Genomic DNA, 13559 nt, shown 5'->3' on the forward strand with positions numbered 1-13559 from the left:
GCCGTAAAAAAGCCTCCTTCTCAGAGAGAAGGAGGCTTAACATCTATGTCCGCCTCTCTTATCTCTCAGATCAGATCTGAATGGAATTAGCACCGTGCCTTAAGAGACCAGCGTCTCGGCGCGAAAAAGATGCGCCCCATTTCACAATGGAATTACGGTCGGTTGCTGTTGGGGTCAAAAGGCCAAATCCCTCGCCCAACTCTCGATAAGAGAATATATTCACTTGTTTGACAATTCTAATTTATCAGTTGATGAACATGGTAACAGGTAATTTAGTTAGTTGTCAATATATTTTTTAATATAAATCTTTTCTGATATCATTGAAAACAGGAATGCTCTCCCGAACTTCTGCGCTTTCTTGAAGGTCGATTTCCGCTCGGACTATGCCTTCTTCCCGGCCGCCTTCAGCAAGTACACGTCCCCATGGATCAATAATCAGGCTATGTCCTGCAAATTCATTATCCGGATTTGAACCGGTACAATTGCAGGCTGCGACAAAGCATTGGTTTTCAATGGCCCGCGCAATAAGCAGGCTTTTCCAATGATCAAGGCGGGGAAGAGGCCATTCCGCAGAAATAAACAGCACGTTGGCGCCTTTTGTCGTATGTTTTCTGATCCATTCCGGAAAACGGATATCGTAACAGATCAATCCTGAGCTTTTGACGCCGTCAAGCTCAAAGTATCCGTCTTCGGAACCGGCTGATAAATACAGATGCTCATCCATCAGCTGAAAAAGATGGGCTTTTCTGTACTCTTTAATGATTTGCCCTTCCTTATCCGCGATGTACATTGTATTATAAACATCAGAATTCTTCCTGACAGCGACCGATCCGGCGACAATATGAACACCATGTTTTTTTGCCGTTTTCTTCAGCCAGCTCTGAGCGGAGCGGCCGTCTTTATCAGCGAGTTCATCAAGATTGGCCAGATCATATCCGGTCGTCCATAATTCAGGCAGAACAAGAACATCAGCATGTTTGCTTTCTTTTTCGATGAAAAATTCAGCTTTTTTTATATTTTCCGAAGTTTTGCCGTATGAAATATCAAATTGAAGACAAGATATCGTCCATTTCATCTTTTTAACACCCCAAATTTTTCTTTACTTTTTTCATTTAACCATATATGATGATGGACTATCATTTCAAGATTTTTTTAGAAGGTGAGAATAGATGAAATTTGAACAGTCTCATGTATTGAAGGAATTGCCTAAACAATTCTTCGCTTCTCTGGTGCAGAAAGTGAACCGAAAGCTCGCAGAAGGACATGACGTTATCAATCTAGGACAGGGAAATCCAGATCAGCCGACTCCTGAACATATTGTTGAGGAGATGAAACGAGCTGTTGCTGATCCTGAGAATCATAAATATTCTTCTTTTCGCGGCTCATACCGTCTGAAGTCAGCGGCTGCTGCATTTTACAAAAGAGAATACGGCATTGATCTGGATCCGGAAACCGAAGTCGCTGTATTATTCGGCGGAAAAGCGGGTCTAGTCGAGCTCCCGCAATGCTTGTTGAATCCCGGTGATACGATTTTAGTTCCCGATCCGGGTTATCCTGATTACTGGTCGGGTGTCACACTTGCAAAAGCAAAGATGGAAATGATGCCGCTCGTAAAGGACAGGGCGTTTCTCCCTGATTACAGCAGCATAACCGCTGAAGTAAGGGAACAGGCGAAATTGATGTATTTGAATTATCCGAATAATCCGACTGGAGCTGTTGCTACTTCCGAGTTCTTTGAAGATACCGTGCGTTTTGCGGCTGAAAACGGAATCTGCGTCGTTCACGATTTTGCTTACGGCGCTGTAGGATTTGACGGCTGCAAGCCTTTAAGCTTTTTGCAGACTGAAGGTGCGAAGGATATCGGAATTGAAATTTACACGCTGTCAAAAACGTATAATATGGCAGGATGGCGGGTTGGCTTTGCCGTCGGAAACGCTTCGGTCATTGAAGCGATCAATCTTTATCAAGACCATATGTTTGTCAGTCTTTTCAGAGCGACTCAGGAGGCTGCAGCAGAGGCACTGTTAGCCGATCAGACGTGTGTGGCAGAGCAAAATGCCAGATATGAGAGCAGGCGAAACGCTTGGATCACGGCATGCCGGGAAATCGGCTGGGATGTAACAGCTCCCGCAGGTTCTTTTTTTGCATGGCTGCCTGTGCCTGAAGGCTATACTTCTGAGCAGTTCTCAGATCTTTTGCTGGAAAAAGCGAATGTGGCGGTTGCGGCTGGAAACGGCTTCGGTGAATATGGCGAGGGCTACGTCAGAGTCGGACTTTTAACAAGTGAAGAAAGACTTAAGGAAGCCGCTTATCGAATTGGCAAACTGAACCTGTTTACCCAAAAAAGCATTGACAAGACCTTATAACGATGGGATAATTCAAAATAATTTATAAAATCTATATTTTCTTATCAAGAGCAGGCAGAGGGACGAGCCCGATGAAGCCCGGCAACCGACTTATAAAGCACGGTGCTAATTCTTGCAGCTAGCGGCTGAGAGATAAGATTCGGACGAGAAACGAAACCTCTTTAGACGCGATTGCAGTTTGAAGAGGTTTTTTGATATGGATGAAAATGAAAGGAGCTCTGGCATGAGTGAGTTATTAGCGACATATCTCCTGACCGAACCGGGAGCCGATACAGAGAAGAAAGCAGAACAAATCACAACAGGATTGACAGTAGGCTCCTGGACTGATCTGCCCCTTGTAAAACAGGAGCAAATGCAAAAGCACAAGGGGCGGGTGATAAAAGTTGAGGAGAGAGAGGGAACTCCTGCATCAGAAAAACAAGCGGTCATCACAATTGCCTATCCTGAAATCAATTTTTCTCAGGATATTCCGGCTTTGCTGACAACAGTGTTTGGCAAGCTGTCCCTGGACGGAAAAATCAAATTAATCGATCTTCACTTCTCTGAAGCATTTAAGCGTGCACTGCCGGGACCGAAGTTTGGCGTATACGGCATCCGAAAGCTGCTGGGAGAGTTTGAGAGACCGCTGTTAATGAGCATATTTAAAGGCGTAATCGGAAGGGACCTGAGTGATATTAAAGAACAGCTCCGGCAGCAGGCGCTTGGCGGAGTTGACTTGATTAAAGACGATGAAATTTTCTTTGAGACTGGTCTAGCGCCTTTTGAAACAAGAATTGCAGAAGGAAAGCAAATATTGAAAGAAACGTATGAACAAACCGGTCATAAAACGCTGTATGCGGTGAATTTGACCGGACGTACGGCTGATCTGAAAGACAAAGCGAGACGCGCCGCCGAGTTGGGAGCGGATGCGCTTTTGTTTAATGTCTTCGCTTACGGCTTGGACGTTATGCAAGGCCTTGCAGAAGATCCTGAAATCCCAGTTCCGATTATGGCGCATCCAGCAGTGAGCGGAGCGTTTACGTCTTCTCCGTTTTACGGTTTTTCTCACGCTCTTTTACTCGGAAAATTAAACCGATATTGCGGTGCTGACTTCAGCCTCTTTCCGTCTCCATATGGTTCGGTTGCGCTTCCAAGAGCAGATGCACTGGCGATTCATGAAGAATGTGTGAGAGAGGATGCTTTTAACCAAACATTTGCTGTTCCGTCAGCAGGCATTCATCCCGGCATGGTTCCGCTATTAATGCGTGATTTCGGCATAGACCACATTATTAACGCCGGAGGAGGCGTACATGGACATCCGAACGGTGCCCAAGGCGGGGGGCGAGCGTTCAGAGCCATTATTGATGCGGTCCTAGAGGCCCAGCCGATTGATGAAAAAGCCGAACAATGCAAGGATCTTAAGCTTGCGCTAGATAAATGGGGAAAGGTTGAAGCCGTATGACGACTCGAAAACCTTTTATTATTTGTGATTTTGACGGAACAATCACGATGAACGACAACATTATAAATATCATGAAAACATTTGCTCCCCCAGAGTGGGTGGCATTAAAAGACGGCGTACTTTCCAAAACGCTGTCGATCAAGGAAGGTGTCGGGCGGATGTTCGGCCTTCTGCCCAGCCGTTTAAAAGAAGAGATTACAAGTTTTGTATTGGAAGATGCAAAAATCAGGGAAGGCTTTCGGGAATTTGTAGCATTTATCAATGAGCACGAGATTCCGTTTTATGTCATAAGCGGTGGAATGGACTTTTTTGTATATCCTTTGCTTGAAGGCATTGTGGAGAAAGACCGCATTTATTGCAACCATGCTTCATTTGACAATGACTATATCCATATTGACTGGCCTCATTCCTGCAAGGGCACATGCAGCAATCAATGCGGGTGCTGTAAGCCGTCGGTCATCCATGAACTTTCTGAACCGAACCAATATATCATCATGATCGGTGATTCGGTTACAGATGTGGAGGCAGCAAAGCTGTCTGACCTATGCTTTGCAAGGGATTATTTATTAAACGAATGTCGGGAGCAAAACCTCAATCATCTTCCGTATCAAGATTTTTATGAGATCAGAAAGGAAATTGAGAATGTAAAGGAGGTACAGGAATGGCTGCAAAACAAGAACGCTGGCGAGAGCTCGCTGAAGTAAAACGGGAATTGGCAGAGAGAGATTGGTTTCCGGCGACTAGCGGTAATCTATCAATTAAGGTTACAGATGAGCCTTTAACATTTCTCGTCACTGCAAGCGGAAAAGATAAACGTAAAGAGACGGTTGAAGATTTTCTGCTGGTCGATCAAAACGGAGAGCCTGCTGAAAGCGGGCATTCTCTGAAACCGTCAGCAGAAACGCTTTTGCATACACATTTGTACAATAAAACCAATGCCGGGTGCTGCCTGCATGTCCATACGGTAAACAATAATGTGATTTCAGAGTTATACGGAGACCAAAAGAAAGTCACATTCAAAGGCCAGGAAATTATAAAAGCACTCGGCCTGTGGGAAGAGAACGCAGAAGTGACCATTCCGATTATAGAAAATCCGGCACATATCCCGACGCTTGCGGCACTGTTTGCGGAAGAGATTTCAGAAGATTCAGGAGCTGTTCTGATCCGAAATCATGGTATTACGGCTTGGGGGAGAACAGCGTTTGAGGCAAAAAGAGTGCTTGAAGCGTATGAATTTTTGTTCAGCTACCATTTGAAATTGAAAACACTCCAGCATCAGCTGGTTAAATAAAAGGAGGAATTGAAATGGCTACAATTCGAATTCATGATGAGGCAAATACAACGATTGAAAATCAAGAGGAAGTGGCAAGCTTTCTGGACAGTCAAGAGGTTATTTATGAGCAATGGGATATCACGAAGCTTCCGGAACATCTCTCAGAGAAATATGACCTGACAGAAGAAGAAAAACAGCAAATTCTTGATACCTTCGAAACTGAAATTAAAGATATCTCAACCCGCCGCGGCTATAAAGCACAGGATGTTATTTCATTGTCAGACAGCAATCCGAAACTTGATGAACTGCTTGAAAACTTTAAAAGAGAGCATCACCATACAGACGATGAGGTTCGTTTTATTGTAAGCGGACACGGTATTTTTGTCATTCAAGGCAAGGACGGCACGTTTTTTGATGTCCGTTTAAACCCTGGAGATTTAATCTCCGTGCCTGAGAATATCCGCCATTACTTCACGCTTCAGGAGGACCGCAAAGTTGTCGCGGTGAGAATTTTTGTCACAACTGAAGGCTGGGTTCCTATTTATGAAAAAGACAGCGTGAATCAATAAGCATGAGATAGCCCCGTTCATCGAACGGGGCTTTTTATATTTATTGCAAACGCCACTTTTCATACTGTGACAGTTCTTTTTTAATCAGTGTCCAAATCAAACCTAAAACAGCTGCATCGTCAATGAATCCAAGACCGAGGATTACGTCTGGAATGATATCGAGCGGCATGACGATATACAGAATTGCGGCAGTTAACAGCAAAAGTGTTTTAACCTGTGAACGAGGGTAGTCGCCATTTCGCCAATCGCGAAGCATCTGAAAAAAAATAGTGATGTGCTGAATACATTTTTTTCGGTTTTTCCTCTTCAAAATTGCTTTTCCGCCTGCCGCTCCGAGCATAATTGCTTTCTTTTTCTTCATTGGGCATACCTCCTGCCTGGCGGCGTGTTTAAGATATTCTTCACCTGGGTATTGTTCTTCTAATCCTATCAATATATCTATTATACCTGAAAAATTAACTTATTTAATGAAAATATGTTTACAAATAAAGTATAATCTGTAATAATGCACAATAACCCAATCAAACTTGTTTCCTATTTCTTAGCGGCGAGGGGTGAAGTGAATGGGCGGTTCTTCTGAACAAGAAAGATTGTTGGTGTCTATTGATGAAAAAAGAAAGTTAATGATAGATGCCGCTAGAAAGCAGGGATTTACAGGGCATGACACGATCAGGCACAGTCAGGAGCTGGATTGTTTAATAAATGAATATCACCAGCTTATGCACGAAAACGAACATTCCCAAGGGATTCAAGGCCTTGTAAAGAAATTAGGCTTGTGGCCCCGCAGAGATGTTATGCCAGCATATGATGCAAATAAATAGCGGCCTATCAGATGCATATATAAAGAGAGAGCTTTTCGGAAGCGCTCTTTTTTTCTGGAAAAAATTCATATGAAAGAGGGAACTAATGAAGGAACTGGCGATTCTCATTACCGAAATGGTCAATCAATTTCATGATGCTTTTATTTCCTTATGCGGAATATTTGGCATTTATTTAACTGACAAAGAAATGCATTTTTGGGTGATCGGCATTTTTGGCATATTCTTTTTCGGCGTCACTCACGCTGTGTTTACATGGCTTTCTAAATGGAGTATGACAGCCTTGTCCTTTATCTATACCGTTACAGTCATCATTGTCATCGTATTTGCGATTGAGATTCAGCAAAAGGTGACGGGGAGAGGGAATATGGAGTTTTTAGATGCCACGGAAGGTATAAAGGGTTTTTTAGTATTTTTTATGTTTTTTTTGCTTTTGAAAATGCTGTTGCGTTTCATCAAAATCCTTTTTTCTGGAAGACCAGCAAGCAAATCGAATGGCAATACCCGATCACGAAGATAAAAAACCCTCCTGACATGGTCAGGGGGGTTATGAAGCGGATACAGGGAGGGTGATTGTCACCTCTGTGCCTCTTCGCACTTCACTTTCAATATGAATAGAGCCTCCGTACATCAGCACGATCCGTTTACAAACAACAAGGCCGAGACCGGTTCCTTTTTCTTTAGAAGTAACAAAGGGAAGGAAGATGTGATCCAGCATTTCCTGAGAAATCCCTTCACCGTTATCCACAACTTTGATTATGGCTTTTTTATCTAAAGCTCCCAGGGAGATCGTCAGTTTGCCTCCTTCAGGCATTGACTCGAGGCCATTTTTTGCTACATTTAAAATCACTTGTTTAATATGATCTTTTGTACATTTTACGAGTAAGGGCTGCTCGGTTAAATACTGTAATTCGACTTCAACATTGTATAGATTGCCCTCAGAATAAATGATCGGCATAATTTCTCCGATAATGTCCTGAAGTGAGTTCAGCTCCCATTTTTCAGCTGTCGGCTTGCCGAGAACAAGAAACTCACTCACTATTTGATTGATGCGCTTGATCTCCTGTTCGATAATGGAGAAGTAAAGCTGATCTTCCTCACCTTTATATTTCTTTTGCAACAGCTGAATAAAGCCGCTTATGCCGGTAAGAGGATTACGGATTTCATGGGCTGTGCTGGCAGCAAGCGTCCCGATCAGCTCTAATTTTTGCGCCTCATTTTCTGAGCGCTCCAGCTGGGTCTGCCGCTTCAGCAAATAATACAGCACGAGAATAAAAAGGATATTCAGCAGAACAATAATACATGAAAGCGGAAGCACAAGGCTTTTCGTCAGTTCTTCTATTGTGACCGGGTTCGGATAGACTTTCATATTCCAGCTGATATCATCCAGATATCCGCTGACAGGTTTCTGATCCTCTGCATGAGATGCTTGTCCGCTCGCAAAAATCATTTTCCCGTCTTGGTTCACAACTTCAATATAAACATCAGGGCTTAGTAAGTTAATGAGATTTTTCAAATAATCAATTTGAATAGCTGCGACAAGATAATCTGTCACATTACGTTTTGAGTCCAAAACAGGGACACAAATTGTGAAAATTCGGCTACCTTAGCGGTTGGTGGAGCGCTAGGCCTTGCGACTAAAAAGTCGATGGACTTCGAACAGCAAATGTCGAACGTTAAATCGGTTATGAATCCGGAAGAAGCGAATAAGTACAGCGATGCTTTAACGAACCTGGCGGTCAAACTCGGTGCTGACACGAAATACAGTGCGTTAGAGGCAGCGCAAGGTATGGAAGAACTCGTTAAAGCCGGCGTAACTACGCAGGATATCATAAACGGCGGTCTTTCCGGTGCGCTTTCGTTAGCAACGGCGGGCGGACTCGAACTAGCGGATGCGGCAGAAATCGCTTCGACTGCACTTAATGCGTTTAAGGACGACAACCTTAGCGTAGCGCAAGCAGCGGATATTCTGGCAGGGGCGGCCAACTCTTCGGCAACCGACGTTCAAGAAATGAAGTACGGGTTATCGATGACTTCTGCGGTTGCTGCCGGAATGGGGCTGACGTTTAAAGATACGGCGACGGCGCTTGCTGTTTTCGCACAGAACGGTCTTAAAGGATCGGATGCGGGTACGTCACTTAAAACGATGCTCAGCCGTTTAGTGCCGATGACTAAAGCGCAATATGAATCGATGTCCGACTTAGGTTTAGTAACGCTTGATACAACCGAAGCCTATAAGCGGATGGCTGAAAAAGGCTTCAAGCCGGCGACCAAGGACTTAGGCGATATTTACGACGCTCTTAATAAATACGTTGCGAAAACGTCAGGCGCGAAAGAAGGAACCGACAAGTTTTCGAAGGCGTTCGATAAAGCGACGAGAAACCTCGGAATCATGGATAACAAGTTTTTCGATGCGAACGGTAATATCCGTAGCATGACGGAGATTTCCGGGGAACTTTCGAAAGCACTTGACGGTATGTCCGCGAAAGATAAGCAGGAAGCTCTTTATAATATCTTCGGATCTGACGCAATTCGTGGCGCGTTAATACTCGGAAAAGAAGGATCGAAAGGCTTTACCGCAATGGCTAAGGCGATGGATAAAATCAAAGCGGCCGACGTTGCTGCGGAGCGTATGAACAACTTGAAAGGTCGGATCGAGGAACTTTCGGGCGCGTTCGAAACAGCGCAGATCAATATCGGTAAAGCATTAACTCCGGTCGTATCGGCGTTAGTTGCCGTGCTTCAAAAGGTCGTTGACGCGTTCAATAATCTATCGCCAGGTATGCAGAAATTCGTTGCTATCACGCTAGCTGCGACTGCGGCCATTCTCGGCGTTATAACTGTACTTGGCGTTTTGCTAGCCGGAATCGGAGGCGCGCTCGTCGGTTTGGGTTCTTTACAAATCGCGTGGGGTCTTTTGTCGGTTCAGATTGCGGCGGCAGGCGGCATGATGGGAATATTTACGTCGATATTGGCGGCCTTAACGAGTCCAATTTCGTTAACAATAGCGGGCATAGCCGCACTAGTTACCGTCTTTGTTCTCGTATACAAACACTCGGAGCAGTTACAGAAACTTCTCGGCGTAGTGTTTAACGCAATCAAAGCCGGAGCCTTAGTCGCATATAACGGCGCGAAGGTAGCTTTTGACGGAATCGTAGCGGCAGTCGATCGTGTAGCAGCGTATTTGCTCGAAAAAGGGCCGGCCATGTGGAACGGGTTTGCAGCCGGAGCAGTCAACATAGGTACCGCAATACAAAGCGGATTTAATGCGGCTATCAGCGCAATCGGATCGTTCTTTTATTCAATCGGCCAGAAAGCATCTGAGTTTTTCGCTCAAGGAATCGGAGCTAAAGTATCGGAAGCTGCGGGCGTGTTCTTCGCGCAACTTAAAACGGCATTCTCAAGCGTAAGCGGCGTTATTTCTATCGTTGCGCCGACGATAACAGCGTTTGGGTTGGCGTTAATGGGCGTATCTGGGCCGATTGGCTTCGCGATTACAGCGTTGGTCAGCTTGACCGGATTCTTATTCCGACTTTACCAATCGAACGAACAATTTCGCAACTCGGTTACGACTGTCTGGGCGCAAGTATCAAGCGTTATTAGCAGCGCAATAACGGCGTTGCAACCGGTGTTTGATGCGTTTAGCCAATACTTCGGACAGATTGCGGCTGAACTAGCGCCACAGTTTGCGGAAACAATGAACGTTATGGTTACGAGTCTTGCTACGTTAAAGCCGGCATTTGCGGATTTAGGCGCAGCGATCGCAGAGCTCGGTCCAGCATTCGCGCAATTAGGTACGACGTTCGTAAGTTTAGCGGGTTCTTTAGGAGCTGCGTTTTCTGATGCGGTTGTTCAAATTACGCCTTTACTCGGAGAATTGGCGGGTGCTTTTGCGCAAGTTCTTCCGGGAATCATCAGCCTGGTTGGCGGACTAGTGAGCGTGTGGGCGCAAGTACAAGGTTCAATGCTGCAAATAATTACGTCAATCGTAACGGCAGTGCTTCCGGTACTTGTTCAAGGGTTTACGTCATTACTGCCGATTATTCTGAACGTAGTCCAAGCGGTATTTCCAGTAGCTTTGAGTCTTATTCAAGCAATCGTGCCGATAATTCAAATGATCGCGACTCAGGTACTTCCGATATTATTGAGCGCCGTTCAGGCGATTTTCCCTGCAGTCCTGACAATCATACAAGCAGCATTACCGATTGTTGTTGCGATAATCAAATTACTCGCTACCGTAATCAAAGATCTCGTAACTAATGTATTACCTCTTGTACTTAGCGTGGTTCAAGCGGTTTTCCCTGTTGTTCTAGCGATTATCCAAGCGGCAGTCCCAGTTATCATTGCGATATTGAAGGGTGTAGCAATAATTATTCAAAACGTAGTCATTCCAGCAATTCGTTTCATACTGCAAGTTGTTCAGATTGTTTTTCCGGTAATTGTCGGCGTTATTCAAGGAGCTCTTAATTTAGTTACAAATATCATCAAGCTTTTCTCTTCGGTACTAAAAGGAGATTGGCAAGGTGTTTGGAACGCGGTTTTAGGGATACTGAAGAGCGTGTGGACAATTATTGGTTCTGTTATACAAGGTGCCGTTAACTTAGTTTTATTAGCTGTTACAACTGCGTGGAACCTAATAAAGTCTGTAACTTCTTCTGTTTTTAATGCGATATGGGGATTTCTGAAGAGTATATGGAACAGTATATGGGGAACTGTTAAAAACCTGGCAGGAAAAGTAGTCGATGGTGTGGTAAGCGCTTGGAACTCTTTGTGGGGAAATACTAAAAATTTCTTTAAACGAATAAAAGATTTTGCGGTTGAAACTTTTGACAAGATGGTTTCAAACGCTAAAGCCCTTCCAGGAAAAATTGGCGATGGGATTAAAAACATGGCGGGCAAAGCGGTAGATGGCGTTAAAGCCCTCGGAAATAAGATGATCGGCGGATTCGAAGGCATCGTAAACGGACTTACGCAAAAAGGTATCAATAAGGTTCTCGGACTAATCGGCGTTGATAAAAAACACTACATTCCGAAATTAGAGATTCCTAGATACGCGAAAGGTACGTCAGCAGGCGGACATCCAGGCGGCCCAGCTATCTTAGGCGATGGCGGCGGCCCTGAGTTATTCCGTACACCTTCCGGATTCACCGGGTTAAGCCCAGGCAGAGATACGCTCTTTAATCTTCCGAAAGGTACGCAAGTCATTCCACACGATATGACGAAAAAGCTTATTGCGCAAGGCATCCCGGCCTACAATAACGGTACGAAAAAGAAAAACCTATTCGAACAAGGCGTCGACGCAGTTTCAGGCGCGAAAGACAAAGTCGTAAATGTCGCGAAGGGTGCCGTTAACAAAGTCAAAGAATTCGCGTTTGACGTATGGGATTACGTTTCCGATCCGGAGAAGCTAATCTCGAAAGTTGTCGGCAGTCTCGGCCTAAAGCTTCCGGAAATCTCCGGCGTATTCGGCAACATGGCGAAAGGGGCTTACGAAAAGGTTAAGTCGTCAATGGTCGGTTTCGTTAAGAAGCAGATCGATGATTTTGGCGGCGGCTTCGGTAGCGGAGAAAAAGCGACCGGCAACGTTAAACAGTGGATTCGTAAAGCGATGGAGATTACGAAAGTTCCGAGCAACTGGTTCGGTCCTTTAACGACTATGGCGATGAAGGAATCCGGAGGACGTACCGGTCCGTCTACGATTAACAAGTGGGACATCAACTGGAAGCGCGGAACGCCATCGATGGGGCTTATGCAGACAATTAGAACAACGTTTGATTCGCATAAGATGAAAGGCATGGGCGACATCATGAATCCGGTACACAACGCGGTTGCAGCCATTCGGTATATCATTTCGCGCTACAGAACGGTATTCAATACGCCAGGCATCAAGTCTATGCGCGCAGGCGGTCCGTACAAAGGTTACAAAATCGGTGACATCGTAACGCAGAAGCAGCTCGCTTGGGTTGCGGAAGAAGGACCGGAAGCGGTTATTCCGTTGCAGAACAACCGTCAACGTGCGATTCAGCTTTGGAAATCAACGGGCGATAAGCTCGGCGTTTCAAACGAAGGTCAAAGCGTGGCTCTTACTGCGCAGCTTATTAGCTTGCTCGAAAAACAAAACGCGATTTCTAGCGAACAGCTAAACGCCACAAAAGCGCTTGGCGATAAAGACACGGCGGTTTATCTTGACGGCAAGGCGTTAGACAATCGCAGCGCACGCATTATGAACGCCAAGAAGTTTTCGAAGGGGGTTAGGTAATGTTCGATTTGTTAATAGATCAGGGAGACGGCGACCAATCGCTACGAAGCCTACTCCCTTTCGTTAGGCTTCAAAGCTTTACGCCGGAGTCTCCGAGCATCGGTAGAACCACGTTAGATTTAGCGAATAGGAACGGTCTTGTTCAGCGCCAACGACGAGTGAAGTACAAAGAGCGCAAAATCAAGGCCGTTTTTCTATTGTCCGCAAGATCGCCGGAGCATTTCTATTTATATCGGGATGCTCTTGCGAAGCTTTTCGTTCAAGACGTACCGTACTACATTACGCATACTTTTACGCCCGGTGTTCGTTGGAAAGTCGTGTGTGATGACGTATTTGATCGCGAAAAGAATCGGGAGAAAAACTACAAAGAAATCGAACTCGAATTCATCGCGCTAGATGGTCTGTCGGAATCAAAGTATACGTCAGAGACTGCGCTAAACGTTGCCGGCGAGCACTTTTTTCCGGGCATGAACATTCCGGATCAGAACGACATTCCTTACCGGTTTAAGGACGTAGCAGATTTTAAAGTCTACAACGCGTCGGACGTTACGATTTATCCGACGGAGCACGACTATAAGGTCGAGATGTATTTGGCCGGCACTAATATAACGATCGCCAATCGCACGACAGGCGAATCATTAACGATAAAGACAACGCTTAACTCAACGCAAAAAGTTGAAATTAGGCGACAATACGTATTTGTAAACGATTCGGCCGGGGTTAAAACCTCCGGTCGTTTTCCGTCTATGGCGCCCGGCTATAACAGCTTTTACGTACAAAATGCGAGCGCGGTCGATATTCGATTCAAAACACGTTTCTACTATAAATAAAGG

General features: G+C 45.1%; 11 protein-coding genes, 2 pseudogenes and 2 riboswitches. Of the genes and pseudogenes, 10 read left to right on the forward strand and 3 right to left on the reverse strand.

Annotated elements, in window-relative coordinates; translation table 11 throughout:
- Positions 1-55 precede the first annotated feature (55 nt).
- A riboswitch (SAM riboswitch) is annotated at positions 56-212 on the reverse strand.
- Between the two features lie 83 nt (positions 213-295).
- Positions 296-1075: a carbon-nitrogen family hydrolase gene (locus tag MKY10_RS07305; protein ID WP_014479624.1), complete on the reverse strand. Its 780-nt coding sequence runs from the start codon at positions 1073-1075 to the stop codon at positions 296-298.
- Positions 1076-1169: 94 nt separating this feature from the next.
- On the opposite strand from MKY10_RS07305, the gene mtnE reads away from it, so the two are divergent.
- From mtnE to mtnD, 5 genes are all read left to right on the forward strand, one after another.
- On the forward strand, positions 1170-2366 hold the full coding sequence (gene mtnE, locus MKY10_RS07310; RefSeq protein WP_014479625.1) for a methionine-glutamine aminotransferase: 1197 nt from the start codon (positions 1170-1172) through the stop codon (positions 2364-2366).
- A gap of 38 nt (positions 2367-2404) precedes the next feature.
- Positions 2405-2505, forward strand: a riboswitch (SAM riboswitch).
- 84 nt (positions 2506-2589) lie between these two features.
- Entirely contained in the window at positions 2590-3807 is a 1218-nt protein-coding gene (mtnW, locus tag MKY10_RS07315; protein ID WP_061891296.1) for a 2,3-diketo-5-methylthiopentyl-1-phosphate enolase, read from the forward strand.
- Positions 3804-4511, forward strand: coding sequence for a 2-hydroxy-3-keto-5-methylthiopentenyl-1-phosphate phosphatase (gene mtnX / locus MKY10_RS07320; RefSeq protein WP_003232486.1), 708 nt, complete (start codon positions 3804-3806; stop codon positions 4509-4511). Before mtnW ends, mtnX begins: the two co-directional genes overlap by 4 nt.
- Positions 4469-5098 carry a methylthioribulose 1-phosphate dehydratase gene (locus MKY10_RS07325; RefSeq protein WP_015252217.1) on the forward strand — a complete coding sequence of 210 codons (630 nt, stop codon included), beginning with the start codon at positions 4469-4471 and terminating at the stop codon, positions 5096-5098. Before mtnX ends, MKY10_RS07325 begins: the two co-directional genes overlap by 43 nt.
- Before the next feature lie 14 nt (positions 5099-5112).
- Positions 5113-5649, forward strand: coding sequence for an acireductone dioxygenase (gene mtnD, locus MKY10_RS07330; protein WP_003232483.1), 537 nt, complete (start codon positions 5113-5115; stop codon positions 5647-5649).
- 40 nt (positions 5650-5689) lie between these two features.
- Here mtnD and MKY10_RS07335 read toward each other — a convergent pair whose 3' ends face one another.
- A complete protein-coding gene (locus MKY10_RS07335) occupies positions 5690-6010 on the reverse strand; it encodes a YkvA family protein (RefSeq protein WP_014479630.1) in 321 nt (106 codons plus the stop codon).
- A 202-nt stretch (positions 6011-6212) separates the two neighbouring features.
- Between MKY10_RS07335 and spo0E the strand changes: the two genes are divergently transcribed.
- Together spo0E and MKY10_RS07345 are read left to right on the forward strand one after the other, a co-directional pair.
- Entirely contained in the window at positions 6213-6470 is a 258-nt protein-coding gene (gene spo0E, locus MKY10_RS07340) for an aspartyl-phosphate phosphatase Spo0E (protein WP_003232480.1), read from the forward strand.
- An 85-nt stretch (positions 6471-6555) separates the two neighbouring features.
- Positions 6556-6987: a hypothetical protein gene (locus MKY10_RS07345; protein ID WP_003232479.1), complete on the forward strand. Its 432-nt coding sequence runs from the start codon at positions 6556-6558 to the stop codon at positions 6985-6987.
- 27 nt (positions 6988-7014) lie between these two features.
- Here the strand turns inward: MKY10_RS07345 and kinD are convergent.
- Positions 7015-8064: pseudogene (gene kinD / locus MKY10_RS07350) on the reverse strand (sporulation kinase KinD); the annotation flags it as partial.
- Positions 8065-8085: 21 nt separating this feature from the next.
- On the opposite strand from kinD, the pseudogene MKY10_RS07355 reads away from it, so the two are divergent.
- The 3 genes and pseudogenes from MKY10_RS07355 to MKY10_RS07365 all read left to right on the forward strand — a co-directional run.
- Positions 8086-9297 (forward strand): annotated as a pseudogene (locus MKY10_RS07355) (phage tail tape measure protein); the annotation flags it as partial.
- A 2826-nt stretch (positions 9298-12123) separates the two neighbouring features.
- Positions 12124-12726 (forward strand): transglycosylase SLT domain-containing protein, encoded by a 603-nt coding sequence (locus tag MKY10_RS07360; protein ID WP_339226479.1) that lies wholly within the window; start codon positions 12124-12126, stop codon positions 12724-12726.
- Positions 12726-13556: a phage tail domain-containing protein gene (locus tag MKY10_RS07365; protein WP_088110617.1), complete on the forward strand. Its 831-nt coding sequence runs from the start codon at positions 12726-12728 to the stop codon at positions 13554-13556. Before MKY10_RS07360 ends, MKY10_RS07365 begins: the two co-directional genes overlap by 1 nt.
- Positions 13557-13559 lie beyond the last annotated feature (3 nt).

Origin of the sequence: Bacillus sp. FSL P4-0290, assembly GCF_037975435.1 — a bacterium.
In the GTDB taxonomy this organism is placed as follows: Bacteria; Bacillota; Bacilli; order Bacillales; family Bacillaceae; genus Bacillus; species Bacillus subtilis.

Excerpts from the sequence above, each read along its gene's own strand:
- MKY10_RS07325 (WP_015252217.1), top strand. The coding sequence starts at position 4,469 with ATGGCTGCAAAACAAGAACGCTGGCGAGAGCTCGCTGAAGTAAAACGG.
- MKY10_RS07335 (WP_014479630.1), bottom strand. The coding sequence starts at position 6,010 with ATGAAGAAAAAGAAAGCAATTATGCTCGGAGCGGCAGGCGGAAAAGCA.
- mtnW (WP_061891296.1), top strand. The coding sequence starts at position 2,590 with ATGAGTGAGTTATTAGCGACATATCTCCTGACCGAACCGGGAGCCGAT.
- spo0E (WP_003232480.1), top strand. The coding sequence starts at position 6,213 with ATGGGCGGTTCTTCTGAACAAGAAAGATTGTTGGTGTCTATTGATGAA.
- mtnD (WP_003232483.1), top strand. The coding sequence starts at position 5,113 with ATGGCTACAATTCGAATTCATGATGAGGCAAATACAACGATTGAAAAT.
- mtnE (WP_014479625.1), top strand. The coding sequence starts at position 1,170 with ATGAAATTTGAACAGTCTCATGTATTGAAGGAATTGCCTAAACAATTC.
- MKY10_RS07345 (WP_003232479.1), top strand. The coding sequence starts at position 6,556 with ATGAAGGAACTGGCGATTCTCATTACCGAAATGGTCAATCAATTTCAT.
- MKY10_RS07365 (WP_088110617.1), top strand. The coding sequence starts at position 12,726 with ATGTTCGATTTGTTAATAGATCAGGGAGACGGCGACCAATCGCTACGA.
- MKY10_RS07305 (WP_014479624.1), bottom strand. The coding sequence starts at position 1,075 with ATGAAATGGACGATATCTTGTCTTCAATTTGATATTTCATACGGCAAA.
- mtnX (WP_003232486.1), top strand. The coding sequence starts at position 3,804 with ATGACGACTCGAAAACCTTTTATTATTTGTGATTTTGACGGAACAATC.
- MKY10_RS07360 (WP_339226479.1), top strand. The coding sequence starts at position 12,124 with ATGGCGATGAAGGAATCCGGAGGACGTACCGGTCCGTCTACGATTAAC.